The organism is Desulfurobacterium atlanticum (genome assembly GCF_900188395.1).
In the GTDB taxonomy this organism is placed as follows: domain Bacteria; phylum Aquificota; class Aquificia; order Desulfurobacteriales; family Desulfurobacteriaceae; genus Desulfurobacterium_A; species Desulfurobacterium_A atlanticum.
In genome coordinates this window covers 182,131-203,124 of sequence record NZ_FZOB01000002.1, presented here as the reverse complement: position 1 = coordinate 203,124, position 20,994 = coordinate 182,131, and the positions used below count along the sequence as shown (strand labels likewise).

The window sequence follows — 20,994 nt, the reverse complement described above, 5'->3', positions numbered from 1 at the left end:
TCTCTGCGCAAAATTTTTTGAGAAAGAGGCGCTGCTATGGCTGTTTATTATCACGATGTTGTTATTCTTGGGACAGGACTTGCTGGACTCAGGGTGGCTATTGAGATTTTAAGAAAAACTAAAGATGAAGTGAATGTGGGACTTGTCTCAAAAGTTCAGCTTATGAGAGCACACTCTGTATGTGCTGAAGGGGGAACTGCTGCTGTTTTATCTCCTGAGGACAGTTTTGAGAAGCATGAGTATGATACTGTTAAGGGGAGTGATTTTCTTGCTGATCAGGATGCAGTTGAAAAGTTTGTAGAGTATTGTCCTGAAGAAATTTACTTTCTTGACCATTTAGGATGTCCATGGTCAAGAACAAAAGATGGAAAAATTGCTCAACGGCCTTTTGGTGGTCATTCCTATCCAAGGGCAACTTATGCAAGTGATAAGACTGGTTTTTTTGAAATGCAGACTCTTTATGATAATCTTCTCAGATTTTCAAACTATCAAAGGTACGATGAGTATTTTGTTTACGATATTTTTGAAAATAACGGTGCGTTTGTTCTTGCAGCCTACAAGCTTAAAACAGGAGAGGTTGACTTTATAGTAGGAAATCAACTTATTCTTGCCACAGGTGGCTCGGGTTGCACCTACTCATTTACAACATATTCAGATAGCTCTACCGGTGATGGTCTTGCTTATGCTTTAAGAATGGGACTTCCCCTTGAAGATATGGAGTTTATTCAATTCCATCCAACTGGTCTTATCCCGTCAGGGATTCTTATGTCAGAAGCTGCAAGGGGTGAAGGCGGACATCTTTTAAACAAAGATGGTGAAAGGTTTATGAAATATTACGCTCCCACTGCAATGGAGCTTGCTCCAAGGGATATTGTTTCCCGTTCTATTTTTGAAGAGATTAAAAAAGGTAGAGCCTTTGAGAGAGACGGTTTAAGTTATGTTTTACTTGACCTTACCCACCTTGGAGAGGAGAAGGTTAAGCACAGGCTTCATCTTATTAGAGAAGTTTGTATGAAGTTTTTAGGTATAGACCCTGTTAAAGAACCTATACCGATAAGGCCGGCTGCGCACTATTCTATGGGTGGAATTGCTGCTGACGTTTACGGTGTTACAGAAATTCCCGGGGTTTATGCTATAGGTGAGAATGCTGCTGCTGGAATTCACGGTTCTAACAGACTTGGAACAAACTCTACCGCTGAGTGCCTTGTGTGTGGGAAACTTTGTGGTGAGAAAGTTGTTGAAAACCTTAAAGAGTTTTCAGGAAAGAAAAAAGTTGATGAGGCACTTTTAAATTCTAAAGAGAAGGAATTTTTCTCTCATATAGGAAGCGGTGGAAAAACATCTTTATACTCTCTACGTAAGAAACTGAGAGAAACGATGGATAGATTTGTGGGTATAGAGAGAAATGAGGAAGAACTTCAAAAAGCTCTTGAAGAAATAAGGGATATAAAAGCTGAACTTTCTGAAGTGAAAGTTGGGAACACTTCCAGAATATACAATCTTGAACTGATAAATTATCAGGAGCTTCTTAATATGGTTGATGTTGCAGAGGTTATCACTTTTTCTGCTTTGAACAGGAAAGAATCAAGAGGAGCTCATTTCAGGACAGATTATCCTGAAAGGGATGATAAAAATTTCTTAAAACATACTCTTGTTAAAAGAGTTGGTGAAAAGCTTGATCTTTACTATAGGGATGTGAAAATCACAAAATACAAACCGGTGGAAAGGAAGTATTAATCATGGTGATGGAAGAGAAGCTATCAAAACTGCACAGAATTACGGGAGTTTTTCTTTTTGTTTATATGGTGATTCATGTTTTAGCAAAGGGGCCTGTATGTGTTTACTTTGACTGGCTTGCCGTAGTTGCTTTTGCGTATCACGCGTTTAACGGCATAAGGCTTATAATACTTGAACTTGCTTTCTTTATAGGAAAACCTGGATTTATAGAGTATCCCTACTCTCCAGTTTCCCTTAAATATTCAAGGATACTCTTTTATATCTGTATGGCTATGGCTGCTGTTTTTCTTCTCGTTCTTATAATCGGAAAGGGGATGACATCATGAGAAGTGAAAGGTTGCTTTACTTTTTCTATCTTGTATCGGCAGTTTTTGTTTTCTTTTTCTTTATAGTGCATAATCTGATGATGCATATTAAACCTTTAAAAGAGATGCTGCATCCTAAAACACCTTATTTCATTTACGTTCTTGACTTTTCTATTTTGATGATTCTTTATCATGGACTTTACGGAATTCGTTCAATTGTTGTTGAAAAGAAGGGATACAGTAAAGCTGTTGATTATCTTTTTGTTGTTATAGGTGCCTTTTTATCTGTAATTTTAATAGCTGCAAAACACAAGGTTATTTAAGACGGGAGTTTTAAGAATGGCAGAATATACATTTATAATTAAAAGGTTTGACCCTGCAAAGGATAAAAAGCCTTACGAACAGACTTTTAAGGTTCCAAAAATAGCAAGTGTTGTTACTATACTTGATGCACTTAACTATATAAAAGAAAATATTGATTCTTCCCTTTCATACAGGCATTCATGCAGAATGGCTATCTGCGGTTCCTGTGCTGTTAGGGTTAATGGCATTCCAAAACTTGCATGTATTACAAAAATAGCTCAGCTTGAAGGGAATACTGTTAGACTTGAACCTCTTTCTAAATACCCTGTTATTAAAGACCTTGTTGTTGACCTTGAGCCGTTTTTTAGAAAACATGAGATGGTAAAACCTTACCTTATAAATAAACATGAAGATATTTACTCGATAGAACCTGATAAAGAACTTAAGCAAACTCCAGAGCAACTTGCACGTTATATTCAGTTTGCTTACTGTATTAAGTGTGGTAGTTGCTACAGTGTGTGTATGGGAACACCTGACCTTTCTAAAGGAGTAAAGGGGTTTATGGGGCCTCAAGCACTTGCTCAGGCTTTCAGGTATATTGTTGATAACAGAGATGAAGGGTATTATGAAAGAATGGAAGTGGTTGCTTCTCCTGAGGGAGTTTTCAGATGCCATTTTGCCGGAAGTTGCTCTGCTGTGTGCGGAAAAGGCTGTGACCCTGCCCTTGCCCTTCAGCTTTTAAGAAGGATGGTTCTTTTTGGGAAGAAATGTTAAACTTTCCGTTGAGTATATAATAGTTTTATAATTGAGTTTAGAGGGGAGAAGGTCAGTTATGTTTAGCAGAAGGCAGTTTCTTAAAGTTTTAGGTATTGGAGGCCTATTCTCCCTTTCTTCTATGGAATTTTCTTTTGCAAAAAGGTATATTCCTTACGTTAAAAGAGTTAGATATTCATCCTCCCCAAAAAGGACAAGGATAGTTCTTGATTTAAGCGGGAAGGTTTATAAAAAGTATATCTCCAACTATATGAAGCATAATTACCTTGTCTTTATCGTTAAAGGTTTAAGAGCAAATAGAAAGAAAATTTATCTTAAAAGTAGATTTGCAAAATATGTTGAGATAATTCCATTGACCAGAACAAAAACAAAGATAAGAATAAAGCTTTATTCTCCTCGTTCTTACAAAATTTTTGCTTTGAAAGCCAGAAAAAATAAGCCGTTTCGTCTTGTTATTGACGTGCTACCTGATTTTGTTCCGTTAAAGCTTAAAACAGAGTTTGGGAAAAGAATCGTTGTTCTTGACCCTGGGCATGGTGGAAAAGATCCCGGTGCAATATGGCCTATTCACTGGAGACATCCAAAATACAAAGAGAAAACAATCACCCTTGCGATAGCTAAAAAGGTAAAAAAACTTCTTGAGAAAGACCCGCGTATTACCGTGATTATGACAAGAGATAGAGATGTTTTTGTTCCCCTTTTAAAAAGGGCTGAGATTGCAGCTAAATCCTGCGCTGATGCTTTTGTAAGTATCCATGCTGACTCAATGCCAAATCATCCTAACTGGAATGGAGTTACAGTTTTCAAAGCTTCTCCGACTCTTTTTGCAAAGGCTACCGATACCGCTGAGGAGATAGCAAAAAATGTGAAAATCTGCTCAGATACTATGTGCTGGAGTATAACGCCTGTTATAGTTTCCTTATCAAGTACTGTTACTTTTGTTGAGAGCAGACGGCTTGCCGAAGCTATTGTTAAGAAGCTTAAGGCTAATACTAATGAGAGTATAGTTAAAGGCATAAGAGATATGAAGAGAAATATTCTTGTTATTAAGACTCCTGGAAGGCCTGCCGTTCTGATTGAAACAGGCTTTATGACAAACAAAAAAGACAGAAAAAATCTTGTGAAAAGCAGTTATCAGTGGAAAATTGCAAGGGGAATAGCTGAAGGGATTAAAGAATATTTACATTCTCTTGATAAAGTTGCCATGTATTAATTTTTTCTTTCAGTTATTAGAAGTCCATCTCCCACCGGTATGATTGAATTTTCAAAGTTTGGATAGGTTTTAACATCTTTGAGGAATTTTTTAAGAAGAAAAACAGCTCTTTTATATCTTTCTGGATGAACGCCACACACATATCCCCTGAAAAGCACGTTGTCAAAAACCGCCATTCCGTTTTCTTTTAGAAGAGCTTGAATTTTATAATTGAAAAATGGATACTCCGATTTCATTGAGTCTATAAATATAAAATCAAATGTTTTCCCTTCCGCAAGGAAATCTCTTAATGCATTGAAAGCATCATTATGTATTAAAGTTGCTTTAAAACCGCTCTTTTTTATGAAGCTTGATGCAATTTCTATTCTATCTCTGTTAAAATCAACAGAAATCAGTTCACAATTTCCATTTAAAGCGTAAAGAATTGATAAAGTGCTGTATCCGATGCCTGTTCCTATTTCAAGTATAGTACGGGGTTGTTTTAGTTTGCACAGCAGTTTAAGAAGGTTTGCTGAGGATGGAAGCAGGATGGGAACTTTCTCTTTTTTTGCAAACTCTTCTATCTCAATCAACAGAGGTTCTCTTTTGTTATAGATTGAGATAAAATTCTCAACGTTTTCGGGGATTATTTCACTTAAATTGTTCCATCTGTTTTTTAGAAACTGCTGTTCCATTGTTTTCTACCCTGGTTTAATTTTAGGATGTAATTTTAACAAAGCGGAGGTTGTGTGCTTTACTTTATTTCAGATACCCATTTTTACCACTCCAATATAGTCAATTTAAGTGCTTTCAGATTTGAAGGTTTTGAAAATAGAATTCTTGAAAATCTTGAAAAGGAGATTAAAGCAGGAGATATACTTTTCCATCTTGGTGATTTCACCTGGACGCTTAATGATGAGAAAGGATTTCTAAAACGCTGGGAATCTCTACCGTGTAGAAAGATTCTAATTCTTGGAAATCACGATTTTAAACTTAAAGATAAGCTTCTCGGTTATTTTGATAGGATTTATCCGCTTTATAAAATAATTGAAGTGGAAGGGAGAAGATTTTTTCTTTCTCATTTTCCAGCTCTTGATTTAAGGAAGAAGAAACGCTATCTCAATTTGATTGGCAGAGTAAGAGAGTTGTTCAAATTTTCCAACTGCGACCTGCTTATCCACGGTCATGTTCACAGAAACAGTTTCAATATTCACTGCGGTTGTCACGTTTTTGATATTCCTTGCTTTAATGTGAATGTAGAGTTTACAGGGTATGTCCCTGTATCTGTTTATACCGTTTTAAAGGAGGTTTGTCTTGATAGATAAAGGAGTTTTTGTTTTAAGAGATGCTCTTCTTTCCGAGATTCGTTCTTTTTTTAAGGAGGAAGGATTTATAGAGGTTGATACACCTTTTATTGTTCCTTATGAAAATCCTGACGATAATGTTGAAAATGTTAAGGTTCTTTTTTCCGATTTTAAAGGAAAAGAGTTTCTATTTTTTCTTCATACATCTCCAGAGTTTTTCATGAAAAGACTTATATGGTATGGCTTTGATAGGATATTTCAAATTGCCCGTGTTTTCAGAAATCAGGAGATAGGAGATTCTCACAATCTTGAATTTACGATGGTTGAGTGGTATAGAGCGGGCAAAGATTATACCTGTGGTATGGATGAAACTGAAAGGATGGTAAAGCACTGTTTTAGTAAAGCTGAAACTCTTGGTTTTAAGATTGATGTTGACCTAACAGGTAGTTTTTTAAAACTTACAGTTGATGAAGTGTTCAGGGAGTTTGCCGATGTGAAAGATGTTTTAGATGAGGAGGAAGTGAAAAAAGTTGCTGGCAGAGAAGTTTACGAAGATGCTTTCTTTTTCCTTCTTGTTGATAAAATTGAACCTGCGTTATCACAGATAAAAAAACCACTATTTCTTTACGATTTCCCAGAGAAGTTTTCTGCCATGGCAAAAGTAAAAGATAGGAAGGCTGAGAGATTTGAGCTTTACATAAAAGGTATTGAGATAGCAAACGGCTATACAGAGCTTGTTGGATATAAAGATTACCTTGAGAAGTTTGATAAAAAGGGAAAAAGAGCAGTTGATAAAGGGTTTTTAAAGCTTCTAAAAAATAAACCGCTTCCAGATTGTGAAGGAGTTGCTCTTGGATTTGATAGACTTTTAATGGCCATAAAAGGCGGGAAAATATCTGATGTGATACCTTTTACAACAGATGAACTTATAAGGGAGGTTGAAGATTGGAAAGGTTGATAGAGAAAGCTTCTGTTCTTCTTGAAGCTCTTCCGTACATTAAAAGATTCTACGGCAAAACTGTTGTTATAAAGTATGGTGGAAATGCAATGGTGGATGATGAGCTAAAAAGAAGTTTCGCTGAAGATGTTGTTTTACTCAAATATATCGGTATTAACCCTGTAATCGTTCATGGAGGTGGCCCTCAGATAGGAGAGTTTTTAAAGAAACTTGATATTAAAACCCGATTTATCGGTGGTATGAGGGTAACAGATAAAGAAACGATGAATATTGTTGAGATGGTTTTGGTTGGTAAAGTGAACAAAGAGATAGTCAAACTTATAAATTCTCATGGTGGTAATGCTGTTGGCCTGTCAGGGAAAGACGGAAATCTTATAGAAGCAAGGAAAATAGATTATAAAAAGTATCTTTCAGAGGTTAAGGCGACAGAAATTATAGACCTTGGATTTGTTGGTGAAGTTGAAAAGGTAAATCCTGCAATTGTGTTTAAACTTCTTGAATCAAAATTTATTCCGGTTATAGCTCCAGTTGGGGTTGGTAAAGATTATGAAGCTTACAACATAAACGCTGATATCGTTGCAGGAGAGGTGGCGGCAGCTTTAAAAGCTGAAAAATTGATAATGCTTACAGATATAGAAGGAATAAAGGATAAAAATGGTGATTTAATGTCTGTTCTGTCAAAAGACGATATTCCACAGTTAATAGAAGATGGCACAATTTCAGGAGGAATGATTCCAAAAGTGAAAGCGTGTCAGATTGCTCTTGGTGGCGGTGTTAAAAAAGCCCATATCATAGACGGAAGAGTGAAACATGCGGTTTTGCTTGAAATATTTACGAAAGAAGGTGTAGGCACCGAAATTTCTTAAGGGGGAATTGATGATAGTTTCTGTATGTCCAAATCCGTGCCTTGATGTTTACTATTACACTTCCGTTTTAAAAGAGGATGATACAAACAGAGTGGAGAATCCTTTCCTCTCACCTGGCGGTAAAGGTTTAAATGCTGCAAGGGTTATAAGCAGGCTCGGTGCTTCTCCAAATCTTATAACGGTTCTTGGCGGTTGTATAGGAGAATGTGTTAGAAAAGGACTTGAGAAAGAGAGGGTTGATTTTAAAGCTGTTGGTATTAAAGAGGAAACAAGGGTTAATACAATTCTTGAGCAGAAAGGTAAAGGTTCTCATGTTTTAATAGCGTGTAAAGGACCGGTTCTTTCAGATGAGGAAGTAAGAGAACTGAAAGAGCTTATATGTAGTTATTCGCCTCAGTTTCTTATACTTGGTGGAAGTGTTCCTCCAGGTTTACCTGATACGTTTTACAAAGATATTATTGAGCATTTTAAGATGAAAGGGTGTGAAGTTCTTGTTGATGCTGACGGTATGCTTTTGAAAAATGCGGTGAAGGCTTCTCCCTTTGCTATAAAACCCAACAAGCACGAGCTTGAGCGCCTTGTGGGACGACCTTTATTTGATTTTAATGATATAGTTAAAGCCTGTAAGGAAGTTGTTTCCATGGGAGTTTCCGTTGTTGTAAGCTCTCTTGGAAGGTATGGGGCTGTTGCTGTTACTGCTGATAAGGTTATAAGAGCAGTTCCCCCGGAAGTTAAAGTTGTAAATACCGTTGGTGCAGGGGATTCTGTTGTTGGAGGTTTTATCTTTTCTCTTGACAAAGGCTGGTCTCTTGAAGAATCTCTTGCATTTGCAGTTGCCTGCGGAACTGCTACTGTTATGAAAGAGGGACCGAAACTTTGTGATGTTGATACAGTTTACGATATTTATGAACGGGTAATGGTTTCTTATGTTTAATTGTGAGAATGTCTGAAAGACGGCTTTAAACTTTGAGAAATTTTTCGGGCTTTGTTCTCGGAATAGTAAAAGTGTAGTCACTTTGAGTATTGGTTAAGAATCTCAATACTTTTGAAATTACGGAAAGTTTAAGACCATATTTAACTGTTGCTATTGAAATCTTCATTTAGGATAATTAGGCTGCAATTTTAAACTGTGGAGAGGAAAGATGCTTGACCATTTTGGTGATTTTGAAAGAACACATTACTGTGGTGAATTGAGAAAAGAAAATGTTGGAGAGAGAGTGTCTCTTGCAGGATGGGTTGATTCTACAAGAGACCACGGAGGAGTGGTTTTTATAGATTTAAGAGATAGAACCGGGAAAATTCAGATAGTTGTAAGCCCGGAGATAAGTCAGGAGTTAACAGAGAGAGCAAAAAAGATAAGGGATGAGTTTGTTCTTGCAGTAAAGGGAGAAGTAAGAAAAAGGCCGGAAGGAACAGAAAATCCAAAAATTTCAACCGGAGAAGTTGAGGTTTATGTTGATGAACTTAAGATTTTAAATCGTAGTGAGCCGTTACCTTTCCCTGTTGATGATGATGTTAAAGCAGGTGAGGATGTTCGTCTTAGATACCGTTTCCTTGATTTAAGAAGAAAAAAGATGCAGGAAAACATTATTTTCAGACATCGCCTTTATCAGGTTGTAAGAAAAACTTTTGATGAGGAAGGTTTTATAGAGATAGAAACACCGTTTTTAACAAAAAGCACTCCTGAAGGCGCAAGGGATTTTCTTGTTCCAAGTAGAATGCATCAGGGAAAATTCTATGCACTGCCTCAATCTCCTCAGCTTTTTAAACAGATTTTGATGGTTTCAGGATTTGATAAATACTTCCAGATAGTTAAGTGTTTCAGAGATGAAGATTTAAGGGCTGACAGACAGCCGGAATTTACCCAGATAGACTTTGAGATGTCTTTTGTAAAAGAGAAAGATGTAATGTCTTTTGCAGAAAGACTTATAAAGCGAATCTATAGGGAACTTCTTGATATAGATGTGGAAATTCCTTTGCCTGTAATGACTTACGATGAAGCTATGGAAAGATTTGGAACCGATAGACCTGATACAAGATTTGGCCTTGAGCTTAAAAATATTACCGATATAGCTGCTGAATGTAATTTTAAAGTTTTCAGGATGGTTGCAGAAGGTGGCGGAATTGTAAAAGGAATAAACTTTAAAGGTGGAGCTTCCCTTTCCCGTAAGGAGATTGATGAGCTTACAAAGTTTGTAGGTATATACGGGGCAAAAGGACTTGCATGGATAAAAGTGAATCCTGATGGGCTTCAATCTCCTATAGTTAAGTTTTTCTCTGAAGGGGAGATTAACAAAATTCTTGAAAGATTTGAAGCAGAAACCGGGGATATTCTGTTTTTTGTTGCTGATAAGAAGGATGTTGTTAATCATGCCCTTTCAAATTTAAGGTTGAAACTTGGGAAAATGGCAGGGCTTATAGATGAAAATAAAGTGAATCTTCTATGGATTACCGATTTTCCTATGTTTGAGTGGAATGAAGATGAAAACAGGTGGGAAGCTCTTCACCATCCATTTACAAGCCCGAAAGAGGAAGATATTGAGAAGCTTGAGACAGACCCGGGAAGTGTAAAGGCAAGAGCTTATGATATGGTGCTTAACGGGGTTGAGATAGGCGGTGGCAGTATCCGTATTCACAGAAGTGATATTCAGGAAAAGATTTTTAAAGTGATAGGTCTTTCCGAAGAGGAAGCAAGAGATAGATTTGGGTTTTTGATTGAAGCGTTAAAATATGGAGCTCCTCCTCACGGAGGAATGGCATTTGGTCTTGACAGGATTTGCTCTATACTTTGCAAAGAGGATTCTATTAGAGAGGTTATAGCATTTCCAAAAACTCAAAGGGGACAGTGTCTTTTAACAGGAGCTCCAGATACTGTAAGAGAGGAACAGCTTCAGGAACTTGGTATTACTGTAGAAGCGGAGGAAGAAAAAGAATAATAATTTCCAGCGGGCTTTTGCCCGCTTATATTTTTAAATGCTTACTTCAATGAAATCTTTCTCTTTGCGTGTTTCATTATTAGTTTAGTATACAAAATAGTTTCATCGGATAGGTCTTTTTTCTTACTTGAATAAAAGCTTTGTGAAATTGTTGATTTTGGAATTAAATAATTGCGAGGTTGTTTTTTTTACTTTATATTTAAGGTTAAACAACTATATAAATGGAGGGTCTATGAAGCAGGTGATTGAGAATCTTGCAAAAGCGTTTGTGGGGGAAAGTCAGGCAAGGAACAGATATACATTTTATGCCAAAGTGGCAAAGAAAGAAGGGTATGAAAAGGTGGCTGAGGTGTTTCTTTTAACTGCCGAACAGGAGAGAGAGCACGCTAAGTGGCTTATGAGACTTATAAATGTTCTTAAAGATAAGTGTGATGAAGACCTATCTGTTTTAAAGGTTGAAACGGAAGTTCCAACTATTTTAGGTAATACTGTTGATAATCTTAAATCTGCAATAGAAGGTGAAAATTACGAATATACTACCATGTATCCTGAGTTTGCAGATGTGGCTGAAAAGGAAGGTTATCCTGAAATAGCCAAGAGATTAAGAGCGATAGCTGTTGCAGAAAAGCATCATGAGGAGAGATTTAAAAAGCTTCTTCAGGAGATAGAGAACGGTACAATTTTCAAGAAAGAGAAAAAGATTGTATGGGCGTGTATGAAGTGCGGTTATGTTCATGAGGGAGAAGAGCCACCTGAAGTTTGTCCTTCATGTGATCATCCAAAGAATTATTTTGAAGTGAAGTGTGAAGAGTATTAATTATAGGGCCGAGGGTTTACGGCCCTATTTTAGATAATTTTTAATTCTTTCAGCTCCTTCTTTCAGATGTTTTATGTTTCTTGTATAAGCAAACCTTATATATTCTCTAGTTCTGTTTTCTCCAAAGTCAACTCCAGGTGTAACAGCTACGTGGATGTTTTCAAGAAGTTCTTTTGCAAAAGTAAATGAATCGTTGTGGTATTTTGAGATGTTAGCCCATATGTAGAAAGCACCTTCTGGTCTTGCATCAATTTCAAATATTTCAGAAAGCTCCTTTAATAGAAAATCTCTTCTTTCTTTGAAGACTTGAGTTGTTTTATTTAGATGTTCAAAGTCAAATGCTCCGAGAGCGGCATATTGGCTTATTGTTGGTGCACTGATAAAGAAATTTTGAAGAACTATTTCAGCTTTTCTTACAAGTTTTTCTGGCAGTATAATCCATCCGAGACGAAATCCCGGCATACAAAAGTATTTTGAAAATCCGTTGATAACTATTGCATTATCTGAAAACTCAAGAGCTGTATGTTCCTTTTTGTCATATACCAGTCCGTGATATATCTCATCTGAAATGAAATAAATGCCTGAATTTTCTGCCGTTTCTATAAGGGATTTGAAATTTTCTCTGTCGTAAACGTTTCCTATCGGATTTGAAGGAGATGAAATGTGAACAGCTTTGATTTTTTTGTGTTTTTTCAGCTTTCCAGGTGTTAGCTGATAATTTGTAGAACTGTCTATAGGCTCAAAAACAGGTTCAATATCAAGTACCTTTGCAAAATTTTTATAGCAGGGATAGGATGGATCTGTAAGTAAAATTTTCTCTTTAAAATCAAGAAGCACTGAGTATGCAACAAGAAATGCACCTGAAGTTCCTGAAGTTATTGCAATTCTTCCCGGAGATATATTAACACCGTATTTTTTGTAGTAAAACTCTGCAATCTTTTCCCTTAAAGCGATAAGACCAAGGCTTTCTGTATATTCTGTTCTGTGTTCTTTTACCGCTTTCTGGGCAAATTCCCAAACCTGATGTGGCGGTTGAAGGTCCGGCTGTCCCACTTCAAAATGGATGGTGTCTTCATATTTCTGAGCATCTCTTACAATATCCATCACTATAAACGGTGTAACACCTTCAAATCTCTTCACGCTAAACCTCCTGCGATGACCTGACCAAGGGATATACCTCCGTCGTTTGTGGGGACTATCTGGTGAGTATATGTTTTTAAACCCTTATCTTTTAGTTCTGGTAAAACTGTTTCAATAAGTAGTCCGTTTTGAAACACTCCACCTGACAGTGCCACGCTATTTATTCCATAAGTTTTCCTTAAAAGGAGAGCAGTATCAACAATCATATTTGCCACAGCGTTGTGAAATTTGCGGGCAATAATTTCTACAGGAAGTCCCTTTTTAATGTCCTGAACAATCTCTTTTAAAGCAGGTTCCCAGTTTATTACATTTCCTTCTATTTTAAATGAATAGGATTTTTTTGTGTCGCTTTTCAGTGCTGCCTGTTCAAGAAGAATTGCCCCCTGTGCGTGGTATGATACTTTTCTTCTTATTCCGGCTATTGCGCAAATTCCATCAAACAGTCTTCCCATACTGGACGTTAAAGGTGAATTGATTTTTCTCTCCACCATTTTTTCCAGAAATTTTATCTCCTGCGGTTTGGTCAGATTTTCCGGTAGAGGGGTATTTGATGTATAGCACAGGGAAAATGCTGTTCTGTACGGTTCTTTCACAGCTTTCTCTCCTCCGGGAAGTGGAAAGGGTTTCAAATAGAAAACTCTCCTGTAGGATTTATAGTTAACGATAAAAACTTCTCCACCCCAAATAGTTCCATCATCTCCATATCCCGTTCCATCAAACGCAAATCCTATGACTGTTTCTTCAGGTGCTACTTCATTTTCTGCAAGGCATGAAAGAAGATGGGCAAAGTGGTGCTGAACTTTTAAAAGTTTTTCTTTGTAGTGTTTCTCTCCATACTTTGTTGAGTAGTAACCCGGATGCTTATCCGATACAACTACTTCAGGGTTTATCTCAAATAGATTCAGAAAATCTTTTATGGTTTCTTCAAAAAACTGAACTGCAAGAGGTGTTTCAAGGTCTCCGATGTGCTGAGAGATGAAAACTTTATCATCCACTCCAACGGCAATTGTATTCTTCATAAACGGTCCAAGGGCAAGAACAGGCTTTTTCAGTTTAAATGGAAGTTTAACAGGAAGAGGAGCAAATCCCCTTGAGCGTCTTATAGGAGCAGGCTTTTGTGCAACTATCCTCACAACAGAATCATCACATCTTCTTTTTATAGGTCTGTTGTGAATTAAAAGAAAATCGGCAATTTCTCCAAGTCTTTCTACCGCTTCATCATTATCTTTTACGATAGGGTCGTCTGTTACGTTTGCACTTGTTGCAACTATTGGTTTTTTCAGGAATTTTAAAATCAGGTGGTGAAGCGGCGTATAGGGAAGAAATGCACCTATTGTTGTGTTATCTGGAGCTATTGAAGGTGCAAGGTTGAAGTTTTTTTTCTTTTTTAAAATTACAATCGGTTTTTCTATTGATAGTAAAGCTCTCTCTTCAAGTTTGTTTACTTCAGCTACCTTTTTAATCGCATCTATATCGGGAAACATTACCGCAAGAGGTTTTTCTTCCCTGTGTTTTCTTATCCTTAATTCTCTTACCGCTTTTTCATTTGTTGCATCGCATATTAGATGAAATCCGCCAAGCCCCTTAACCGCCAGTATTTTCCCCTCTTTTATCAGCTCAACAGTTTTTATTAGTGCTTCTTCCTTTTCAGCTATAATTTTACCGGTATTGTCTGTTAGAGTGATATGCGGACCGCATACAGGGCAGGCGTTTGGCTGTGCATGGAATCTTCTGTTTGATGGATCGTTGTACTCCCGTTCACATTCAGGACACATTTTAAAAATTTTCATTGTTGTGTTTTTTCTGTCGTAGGGAAGTTTCTCTATTATTGTAAATCTTGGACCGCAGTTTGTGCAGTTGATAAAAGGATACAGATATCTTCTATCCTCAGGATTTTCAAGTTCGTTAAAACAGTCATTACACGTTGCAAGGTCTGGCAGGATAAGTGCTCTTTTTTCACCAGATTCACTGCTTTTTTTAATCTCAAAGCTTTTATAACCTTTATCTTCAAGAAACTTATACTCCATACTGTAAATTTTTGATATAGGAGGTTTCTCTTTTTCTATCCTTACAATAAGCTGTTCCAGTTTTTCCTTTTCCCCTTCAGCTTCTATAGTTACTCCTGTTACATCATTAAGAACGTATCCTTTAAGTCCCAAATGTGTTGCAAGGTTGTATATAAACGGGCGAAATCCAACACCCTGAACGGTCCCTGTGATAAATATTTTAACTCTCATAAGACTCCTAATATATGGATATTATTTAAAATGGATAATCATTATAATAAACTTTCATTAAGTATAATCCCTCAGGAGGCGCAAGGAAAGGGGCAAACTTTCTGTCTCGCTTTTTAAAAAGTTCGGGGATGGAGTCTCTATCTATTTTTCCTTTTAGCGATTCAACTGCTGTTGCAACTATCACTCTTATCATGTGTCTTAGAAAGGAACGGCCTGTTATAGTTATCGTTATTGTGTGATTAACCCTTTTCACATCTATCCTATCTATGGTTCTAATCGGATTTTTCTTCTCATCTGATGATAGTTTTGAAAAAGTGGTAAAGTCGTGTGTTCCTATAAAATGGTTTAACACTTTCTGTAGTTCTGCTTCTTTGATTTCGTGAGAGATAAACCATGCCTTTTTATATTCAAAAGGAGATGGAACATCTCTATTAAAAATCCGGTAAACATACGTTTTACCCCTGGAATCAAGTCTTGAATGGAAAGAAAGAGAAACTTCTTCTGTTTTCACAACTTTTATGTCTGGCGGCAAAAGACCATTAATTGCTCTTTTAAGCCTTTCAATAGGCATTTCTTTTGTTGTTTTAAAATTTGCAACCTGTCCAAAAGCATGAACTCCAGCATCTGTTCTACTTGCACCTACAAGATTTATCTTATGATTAACTATCTTTTCAATAACCTCTTTAACAGTTCCCTGTATTGTTTTTCCGTGCTTCTGAATCTGCCAGCCCATATAGTTTGTTCCATCATACTCAAGAGTTATTTTTATGTTTCTTTCCATTAAAGAAACTCCAAAAACTAAAATTTTGCAAAAATACTCTACCAGAAAAACAAAAGAGGCTGCTATAAAAAGCAGCCTCTTTATATAGCCACAAATATTTTTAGTTTTCCTCTTTTTCTAAAAGCCTTATCGCTTCCTCCCTTGTAACCTCCACCATAACAGTTCCGATTCTATAATAAATTTTCCTGTCTGGAGGCAACTTTTCAAGAAATTTTAACACCCTTTCCTTTTCTTTATTTTTCTTCTCCTTCATCTTCTTTGCCTCCAGCTTCTGCCTGTCCGTGTTCTCTTATTTTTTGAGACAGCTCTTCAACCTTACCGTAAAGCTCAACCATAGCTTTTTCCAGTGCTTCTCTCAGAGCAAGAACAGCTATAATCTCCTTTTCTATCTGTTCAACAGCTTCATCAAATGGAAGTTCTACAGATATACCGCTCCCAATACTTATCACTACCTTATCCACATCTTCAAGTTTAGCCCCTACCTGAGCTATCCTTCCTACAGGCAGAAGAACCTCTTTCTCGGCTCCAAGCTCTTTAAGGTTTTTTAGCGTTGTAATGGTGCTTCTGTACTCAGATACAAGGGTGTCCAGCTGAGAAATTTCCACCCTCAACGCCTCAATCTGTGCAATGAGGCTTCTGAGCTGTCTTGTAAGATCTGTCATCCCTTTGTCGTTCTTCTTCACAGCCATGACTCACCTCCCTCTAACAGGTTTTTAAATTTTTATCTCACACCACCCTGCTGTGGCTTTTTCTCTTGGTAAGTAAATAACCTTTGTTGGTCTTATGTCTATTTTCAGCTCTTCAAAAATTCTATTCCTGACCTCTTTGATTCTCCAGAAAAAGAGCAAATTACCCCTAAATTTTGTATCAGTCCACATCCCAAGTCTAAGGGGAATCTCCCACCTTTTCATATCATTTAGCAGAGGTTTGTAGAATGTCTCAACAATGGGATGTTCTCCAAGCATTCTCATTTCCATCCTTGCGAGAGCTTCACAAAATGAGTGCCCCGCAGCTTTAAGTTTCTCAAGTATCTTTATTTTCAGAGGAAGCTCTATCTTTCCTTTAAACACTTCCACTTTAAAAGTTTCTATCTCTTTCCAATTTTTTAGATGGAAAACTTCTGCTGTTGTCGTATATATCTCTCCACTTGAAAGATCTATCCTTTCTATCACTTCAAAGTTTAGAATTTCAGGATACTTATCAGAGATAATCTCTTTAATCCTTCTCACCACTTCATCAGGGTTTAGATGTTGCTTCAACAGATAAAGCTTCACTCTGCTTTCTATATCCCTGTCTTTTTTTATGTAGTAGTAAATGAAAGCACTTATTATCCCTTCCTTTATAACATTTCCGGGGAGAAACGGTTTCCCGCTCTCATCCCTTGGAAACTCCTTCTTTGCAAACAGTATAGGAGTCCATGTTAAAAGTTCCATTTTTACTCCTATTTAAAAGCTGCAAGAAGTTTGTCAGCTTTTTCTGCTATATCTATTTCAAATAAAGCTATTGTTGGAAGTAGCCAGGATACCCTGAATCTTGGATCTCCATCTTTGTTTTCTCCAAAATATGCAAGTGCCACTCTGCCAAAACCAGCTTCCTTCTCCACTTTTTTAGCTTCTCTCAAAAATCTTCTTGCAACGTTTGGAAGTTTTTCAAACGGATAGGGCTTTCCTTCCTGCCCTCTCTGTTTCACAAGTTCTGTAGCTGTTCCTACGTTTCGTAAAGCTTCTATAAGGTGGTGAAGACGGTGCTTTTTGAAGTATGCAAGAAGCATTGATGCAGCTGGAAGTCTAAGTATTTCAATGTTTTTGTCTCCTTCCCTCAACTCGCCAACTATATATGCTGTTCCGTTTTCCATCTCTATATGGGCAAATAACTTTTTGTTCTTTGGAAGAGCCTCCAGAACTTCATTAACTTCGTACTTTACCCCCTCTTCTTCATACGTATCCCCCACTTTTCTTTTCCCGTACTCGGAAACAAAAAACGTTTCCTCCCCACCTTTCTTTCCTAAAATTAAATCAAGCCCCCATCTTTTAAGAGATTTAAACTTAAACTCCCTTTCTTTTTCAGGTTGCCCAAGTGTTTCAAACACAAGTGTATTAAGTGCCTGCAATTCCCTCAGTTCCGTAAGATTCATCTAAATCCTCCATATTACTATCAAATTATCTACAATAATAATTTATATTTTATGAAACTAACTGTCAATATTTAAACTTCAACAAAAAGAGGATTTAAGACTGTAGAACAGATCTCCTTTTACTTTAAATGCAGAAGTTATTGAATACTCTAAAATTAGATTGGCTATTTTTGTAATTTTCGTGTTTGGTTATATAATTATTATGCTTATAGCGGGAGCGATTTTTTATATGGGGTTAGTTCCAAGGAGGAAAAGAATTGATCCAATTTGGAGGGTTGAAAAAGCGTTTTACGATTTCCTACCATGAAAACTTTCAAGACCTTTTCGTTCCCGGAGTAATAGGAGTCTTATGTGGTCTTTTCATAATCGTATTTATAAAGGCTGTTGAATTCTCCTATGAAATTTTCCTTGGAAAAATAGTGGGATACTATCCTCCACTACCGGCAGGTGAAGCTGGAGGTCATGTTGTTTTTCACTTTATTATGGAAAGACCTTTTCTTTTACCTTTTTGCGTTGCTCTGGGCGGACTGATAGTGGGCATAATCACCTATCTTGTCCCGGAAGCCCGCGGCGAAGGTACTGAGATGGCAATTAAAGCGTTCCATTTCAGATTACCCCTGGGCCTGAAGTCTGCCGTTTTTAAACTTATCACTTCTTCAATAACCATAGGTTCAGGCGGCGTTTCCGGAATGGAAGGTCCAAGTGCATTGATAGGCGGTAGTGTTGGCTCTTTTGTGGGTAAACTGTTTAAGCTTGATGAGCATGATAGAAACATTGCCCTTGCCGTCGGCCTTGGGGCTGGAATTGCTGGAGTTTTTAAAGCTCCTCTTGCAGGTGCACTCCTTTCAGGTGAACTTTTTTACAGAAGAGATTTTGAAGTTGAAGCGTTAATTCCGGGATTTATAGCTTCTGTTACTTCTTACATTATTGTTGGGATTTTCCTGGGTTTTGAACACATGTTCAAGGTTCCCACCAAACCTTTTGAGGGTTTATCTCTTCCACTTTTCATAACCTATTTTGTAATGGGTGTTCTTGCAGCTTTCGTTGCCCGTTTGTTGGTTTATACCTTTTTTAAGATTCACCACCTTTTCATTAATCTTGAACTTCACCCTGCTTTAAAACCTGCAATAGGCGGATTTTTTACAGGCATTTTAGGTATGCTTAATCCCCTTGCAATAGGAAGTGCTTACGGTTGGATACAGCTTATAATGCTCGGTAATTTCCATTACTTAACTCCCATCCATATAATATTAGGTGTTTTTATGGTTATTTTAGGGCTCTCTCTTACCCTTGGTTCCGGTGGTTCTGGTGGTATATTTGGTCCCTGTCTTGTAATTGGTGGATTAACAGGAGCTTCCTTTTATCATATTGCCCACTTTTTAAGTATTATGCCTCCTTCGGAGCTTGATATAGCTTCTCTTGTAATCGTTGGAATGATTGCTACCCTTGCTGCAGCGGCAAATATTCCTCTATCAACACTTATTCTCGTTGTAGAGATAACAGGAGGTTATGACCTTCTTGTGCCTGCCCTTATATCTGTTTCTGTTGCGTATCTTTTAACAACCGATATAAGTATGTTCCCCGCTCAGGTTCCAAGCAGAATTGATTCTCCAGCTCACATGGACGAGCTTAAAGGAGCCCTACTTAGAACATTTAAAGTTGCTGATATTATGACAAAGAATGTTATAACTCTTTCTCCTGATGATCCGGTTATAAAGGCTGAAAGGTTAATGGCTCAATATACTATTTCAGGAATCCCTGTTGTTGAAAATGGCAGGGTTATCGGTATGGTTACAGGAAGGGACATAATGAAAGTACCTATTCCTGACAGGGATAAGGTTGAGGTTAAGCATATTATGACAGAAAATCCTGTTTGTGTCCTGCCTGATATGACAATACTTGAGGTTTTAAACACCTTTATAACAAACGGTGTTGGAAGAGCTCCTGTTGTTGAAGATTTTGAAAGTAAAAATCTTGTTGGTATGATTACAAGAGTGGATATAGCGAACTTCCTTGCCGAGCAGGAGAGGAAAAAGCTGTCAGGAAACTATGATACATCGGCTTGATGAAAGTATAATTTCAAAAATAGCGGCTGGACAGATAGCTGTTTCTCCCTCTGCCGTTTTGAAAGAGCTTATAGAAAACAGCATAGATGCCAATGCTTCTAAAATAGTTGTTGATATTGTTTCTCCTTTTGAGTTTAAAGTGGTTGATGACGGTGAGGGAATTCCTTTAGAAGACCTTCCTCTCTCTGTTGAAAGGTTTGCTACCAGTAAAATTTTTTCCATTGACGACTTCAACAGACTTAAAACCTACGGATTTAGAGGAGAAGCGCTGCACGCTATTTCTCTGTTTTCCGAATTAAGAATAAAAAGCAGATATTTTAATGAAGATATTGGGGGAGAGATTTTTGTCAGAGGAGGAGAAATTGTTGATTATAAACCGATAACATTTTCAGGGGGTACGGCTGTATCTGTTTCAAATCTTTATTTTAATGCTCCTATCAGAAAACGGGAGATTTCAAAAGCAGAGAAAACAAAGATGAAAGCTGTTATTATGGATTATGCGTTGGCAAACGAGTCTATTTTTTTTAAAGTAGGAGATAGGGTATTCTATCCTTCTTCTCTGGTTGAGAGAGTGAAGATGGTCGGAATTACCAATTTTAAAGTTGCTGAAGGTAGATTCTTCATCGGTTTTTTTAAAACTTCATTTGAAGGGAAAAGCGGAAAGGTCAGGAAGATTTTTGTTAACAGAAGGCCTGTGATTGTTAAAGAGATTTCGGAACTTTTAAAAAAGTTGATGATTGATGAGTATGTTTTGTTTATAGATGTTCCTCCTTCGTCTGTTGATGTAAACCTATCTCCATTAAAGGATAGAGTAATTTTAAAAAACATTAGAAATATTCTTGATGAAATTGAAAAAAAAGTGGATACGTCTTTGTATAAGTTTCCTTCGTTTGCTACCCGAAGGTTATTAAAAGAGACGGAAGAGGCTTTTTATCAAAGCAGGTTAAACATAATAGGTAGTGATGATACCGTTGTTATATGTGAAGATGGAGAGTATTACTATTTTTTTGATAAGCACCTTCTTCATGAAAGGGTTAACTATGAACTTCTGCTTGAAAAGCTGTTTAAAGGAGAAGTTGATAGAGTAAATGTTGAAATTGGAGAAAGAATAGAGGATTACCAGAAAGTTGTCACTTTGGGAAGATTCGGAGTAGAGGTTGTAAAAGAGAAAAATTTTTATAAAGTTGTTTCAATCCCTTCTATCTTAACTGTTGAAGATGTTTACAAGCTGTTGAATGGAGAGTCTCCTGAATCTATTGCTTCTGTTGCCTGTAAAAGGGCTATAAAGGGTGGCACAACTTTTGTTTCAATAGATGATGTTCAAAAGTTGATAAATCTTTATCTTTCCTGTAAAGAGAAGAATGTTTGCCCCCACGGAAGGCCTATATTTTATAGGATAAGAAAGCGGGAAATTTTAAAAAAGCTTGGTAGAATTTAAAGAGAG

21 protein-coding genes are annotated in these 20,994 nt (G+C 37.1%); 13 read left to right on the top strand and 8 right to left on the bottom strand.

Features of this window, described 5'->3' with window-relative positions; translation table 11 throughout:
• Nucleotides 1-36 precede the first annotated feature (36 nt).
• The 5 genes from CHB58_RS02565 to CHB58_RS02545 are packed head-to-tail and all read left to right on the top strand — an operon-like array spanning nt 37 to nt 4,332.
• Nucleotides 37-1,737 carry an FAD-binding protein gene (locus tag CHB58_RS02565; RefSeq protein WP_089322538.1) on the top strand — a complete coding sequence of 567 codons (1,701 nt, stop codon included), beginning with the start codon at nt 37-39 and terminating at the stop codon, nt 1,735-1,737.
• 2 nt (nt 1,738-1,739) lie between these two features.
• Nucleotides 1,740-2,063: a succinate dehydrogenase, cytochrome b556 subunit gene (locus CHB58_RS02560; protein WP_089322537.1), complete on the top strand. Its 324-nt coding sequence runs from the start codon at nt 1,740-1,742 to the stop codon at nt 2,061-2,063.
• The gene (locus tag CHB58_RS02555; protein WP_089322536.1) at nt 2,060-2,365 is read left to right on the top strand and encodes a hypothetical protein; all 306 of its coding nucleotides are present in this window, start codon (nt 2,060-2,062) and stop codon (nt 2,363-2,365) included. The genes CHB58_RS02560 and CHB58_RS02555 overlap by 4 nt, the downstream gene beginning before the upstream one ends.
• A 16-nt stretch (nt 2,366-2,381) precedes the next feature.
• A complete protein-coding gene (locus tag CHB58_RS02550) occupies nt 2,382-3,119 on the top strand; it encodes a succinate dehydrogenase iron-sulfur subunit (RefSeq protein WP_089322535.1) in 738 nt (245 codons plus the stop codon).
• 58 nt (nt 3,120-3,177) lie between these two features.
• Nucleotides 3,178-4,332 (top strand): N-acetylmuramoyl-L-alanine amidase family protein, encoded by a 1,155-nt coding sequence (locus tag CHB58_RS02545; RefSeq protein WP_089322534.1) that lies wholly within the window; start codon nt 3,178-3,180, stop codon nt 4,330-4,332.
• On the opposite strand, the gene CHB58_RS02540 is transcribed toward CHB58_RS02545, so the two are convergent.
• Entirely contained in the window at nt 4,329-5,006 is a 678-nt protein-coding gene (locus CHB58_RS02540) for an O-methyltransferase (RefSeq protein WP_089322533.1), read from the bottom strand. The two genes, CHB58_RS02545 and CHB58_RS02540, sit on opposite strands and share 4 nt — an antisense overlap.
• A 54-nt stretch (nt 5,007-5,060) precedes the next feature.
• On the opposite strand from CHB58_RS02540, the gene CHB58_RS02535 reads away from it, so the two are divergent.
• The 6 genes from CHB58_RS02535 to rbr all read left to right on the top strand — a co-directional run bounded on the left by CHB58_RS02535 (nt 5,061) and on the right by rbr (nt 11,192).
• Nucleotides 5,061-5,636 (top strand): metallophosphoesterase, encoded by a 576-nt coding sequence (locus CHB58_RS02535; RefSeq protein ID WP_089322532.1) that lies wholly within the window; start codon nt 5,061-5,063, stop codon nt 5,634-5,636.
• Nucleotides 5,626-6,573, top strand: coding sequence for an amino acid--tRNA ligase-related protein (locus CHB58_RS02530; RefSeq protein WP_245807320.1), 948 nt, complete (start codon nt 5,626-5,628; stop codon nt 6,571-6,573). The genes CHB58_RS02535 and CHB58_RS02530 overlap by 11 nt, the downstream gene beginning before the upstream one ends.
• Nucleotides 6,561-7,439, top strand: a complete 879-nt coding sequence (gene argB, locus CHB58_RS02525; protein ID WP_089322531.1) for an acetylglutamate kinase — start codon at nt 6,561-6,563, stop codon at nt 7,437-7,439. The genes CHB58_RS02530 and argB overlap by 13 nt, the downstream gene beginning before the upstream one ends.
• Before the next feature lie 10 nt (nt 7,440-7,449).
• Nucleotides 7,450-8,373 carry a 1-phosphofructokinase family hexose kinase gene (locus CHB58_RS02520; protein ID WP_089322530.1) on the top strand — a complete coding sequence of 308 codons (924 nt, stop codon included), beginning with the start codon at nt 7,450-7,452 and terminating at the stop codon, nt 8,371-8,373.
• Nucleotides 8,374-8,581: 208 nt separating this feature from the next.
• Entirely contained in the window at nt 8,582-10,375 is a 1,794-nt protein-coding gene (gene aspS / locus CHB58_RS02515) for an aspartate--tRNA ligase (RefSeq protein WP_089322529.1), read from the top strand.
• Between the two features lie 232 nt (nt 10,376-10,607).
• Nucleotides 10,608-11,192, top strand: coding sequence for a rubrerythrin (gene rbr, locus CHB58_RS02510; protein ID WP_089322528.1), 585 nt, complete (start codon nt 10,608-10,610; stop codon nt 11,190-11,192).
• 24 nt (nt 11,193-11,216) lie between these two features.
• Here the strand turns inward: rbr and CHB58_RS02505 are convergent, their stop codons facing one another.
• The 7 genes from CHB58_RS02505 to CHB58_RS02475 all read right to left on the bottom strand — a co-directional run bounded on the left by CHB58_RS02505 (nt 11,217) and on the right by CHB58_RS02475 (nt 17,484).
• A complete protein-coding gene (locus tag CHB58_RS02505; RefSeq protein ID WP_089322527.1) occupies nt 11,217-12,332 on the bottom strand; it encodes an aminotransferase class I/II-fold pyridoxal phosphate-dependent enzyme in 1,116 nt (371 codons plus the stop codon).
• Nucleotides 12,329-14,569, bottom strand: a complete 2,241-nt coding sequence (hypF, locus tag CHB58_RS02500) for a carbamoyltransferase HypF (protein WP_089322526.1) — start codon at nt 14,567-14,569, stop codon at nt 12,329-12,331. The genes CHB58_RS02505 and hypF overlap by 4 nt, the downstream gene beginning before the upstream one ends.
• 25 nt (nt 14,570-14,594) lie before the next feature.
• Entirely contained in the window at nt 14,595-15,350 is a 756-nt protein-coding gene (truA, locus tag CHB58_RS02495) for a tRNA pseudouridine(38-40) synthase TruA (RefSeq protein ID WP_089322525.1), read from the bottom strand.
• A 100-nt stretch (nt 15,351-15,450) separates the two neighbouring features.
• A complete protein-coding gene (locus tag CHB58_RS02490; protein ID WP_089322524.1) occupies nt 15,451-15,603 on the bottom strand; it encodes a prefoldin subunit in 153 nt (50 codons plus the stop codon).
• The gene (pfdA, locus tag CHB58_RS02485) at nt 15,584-16,039 is read right to left on the bottom strand and encodes a prefoldin subunit alpha (RefSeq protein ID WP_089322523.1); all 456 of its coding nucleotides are present in this window, start codon (nt 16,037-16,039) and stop codon (nt 15,584-15,586) included. The genes CHB58_RS02490 and pfdA overlap by 20 nt, the downstream gene beginning before the upstream one ends.
• 24 nt (nt 16,040-16,063) lie before the next feature.
• On the bottom strand, nt 16,064-16,783 hold the full coding sequence (locus CHB58_RS02480; RefSeq protein ID WP_089322522.1) for a hypothetical protein: 720 nt from the start codon (nt 16,781-16,783) through the stop codon (nt 16,064-16,066).
• Nucleotides 16,784-16,791: 8 nt separating this feature from the next.
• Nucleotides 16,792-17,484: a TIGR00703 family protein gene (locus tag CHB58_RS02475; protein ID WP_089322521.1), complete on the bottom strand. Its 693-nt coding sequence runs from the start codon at nt 17,482-17,484 to the stop codon at nt 16,792-16,794.
• 275 nt (nt 17,485-17,759) lie between these two features.
• On the opposite strand from CHB58_RS02475, the gene CHB58_RS02470 reads away from it, so the two are divergent.
• Entirely contained in the window at nt 17,760-19,550 is a 1,791-nt protein-coding gene (locus tag CHB58_RS02470; protein ID WP_245807319.1) for a chloride channel protein, read from the top strand.
• Nucleotides 19,534-20,988: a DNA mismatch repair endonuclease MutL gene (gene mutL, locus CHB58_RS02465; protein ID WP_089322520.1), complete on the top strand. Its 1,455-nt coding sequence runs from the start codon at nt 19,534-19,536 to the stop codon at nt 20,986-20,988. The genes CHB58_RS02470 and mutL overlap by 17 nt, the downstream gene beginning before the upstream one ends.
• Nucleotides 20,989-20,994: the final 6 nt, after the last annotated feature.

Coding starts and splice junctions, on each gene's coding strand:
- CHB58_RS02550 (WP_089322535.1), top strand. CDS start 2,382: ATGGCAGAATATACATTTATAATTAAAAGGTTTGACCCTGCAAAGGAT.
- CHB58_RS02545 (WP_089322534.1), top strand. CDS start 3,178: ATGTTTAGCAGAAGGCAGTTTCTTAAAGTTTTAGGTATTGGAGGCCTA.
- CHB58_RS02540 (WP_089322533.1), bottom strand. CDS start 5,006: ATGGAACAGCAGTTTCTAAAAAACAGATGGAACAATTTAAGTGAAATA.
- CHB58_RS02480 (WP_089322522.1), bottom strand. CDS start 16,783: ATGGAACTTTTAACATGGACTCCTATACTGTTTGCAAAGAAGGAGTTT.
- hypF (WP_089322526.1), bottom strand. CDS start 14,569: ATGAGAGTTAAAATATTTATCACAGGGACCGTTCAGGGTGTTGGATTT.
- rbr (WP_089322528.1), top strand. CDS start 10,608: ATGAAGCAGGTGATTGAGAATCTTGCAAAAGCGTTTGTGGGGGAAAGT.
- CHB58_RS02490 (WP_089322524.1), bottom strand. CDS start 15,603: ATGAAGGAGAAGAAAAATAAAGAAAAGGAAAGGGTGTTAAAATTTCTT.
- aspS (WP_089322529.1), top strand. CDS start 8,582: ATGCTTGACCATTTTGGTGATTTTGAAAGAACACATTACTGTGGTGAA.
- pfdA (WP_089322523.1), bottom strand. CDS start 16,039: ATGGCTGTGAAGAAGAACGACAAAGGGATGACAGATCTTACAAGACAG.
- CHB58_RS02475 (WP_089322521.1), bottom strand. CDS start 17,484: ATGAATCTTACGGAACTGAGGGAATTGCAGGCACTTAATACACTTGTG.
- CHB58_RS02520 (WP_089322530.1), top strand. CDS start 7,450: ATGATAGTTTCTGTATGTCCAAATCCGTGCCTTGATGTTTACTATTAC.
- CHB58_RS02555 (WP_089322536.1), top strand. CDS start 2,060: ATGAGAAGTGAAAGGTTGCTTTACTTTTTCTATCTTGTATCGGCAGTT.
- mutL (WP_089322520.1), top strand. CDS start 19,534: ATGATACATCGGCTTGATGAAAGTATAATTTCAAAAATAGCGGCTGGA.
- truA (WP_089322525.1), bottom strand. CDS start 15,350: ATGGAAAGAAACATAAAAATAACTCTTGAGTATGATGGAACAAACTAT.
- CHB58_RS02565 (WP_089322538.1), top strand. CDS start 37: ATGGCTGTTTATTATCACGATGTTGTTATTCTTGGGACAGGACTTGCT.
- CHB58_RS02560 (WP_089322537.1), top strand. CDS start 1,740: ATGGTGATGGAAGAGAAGCTATCAAAACTGCACAGAATTACGGGAGTT.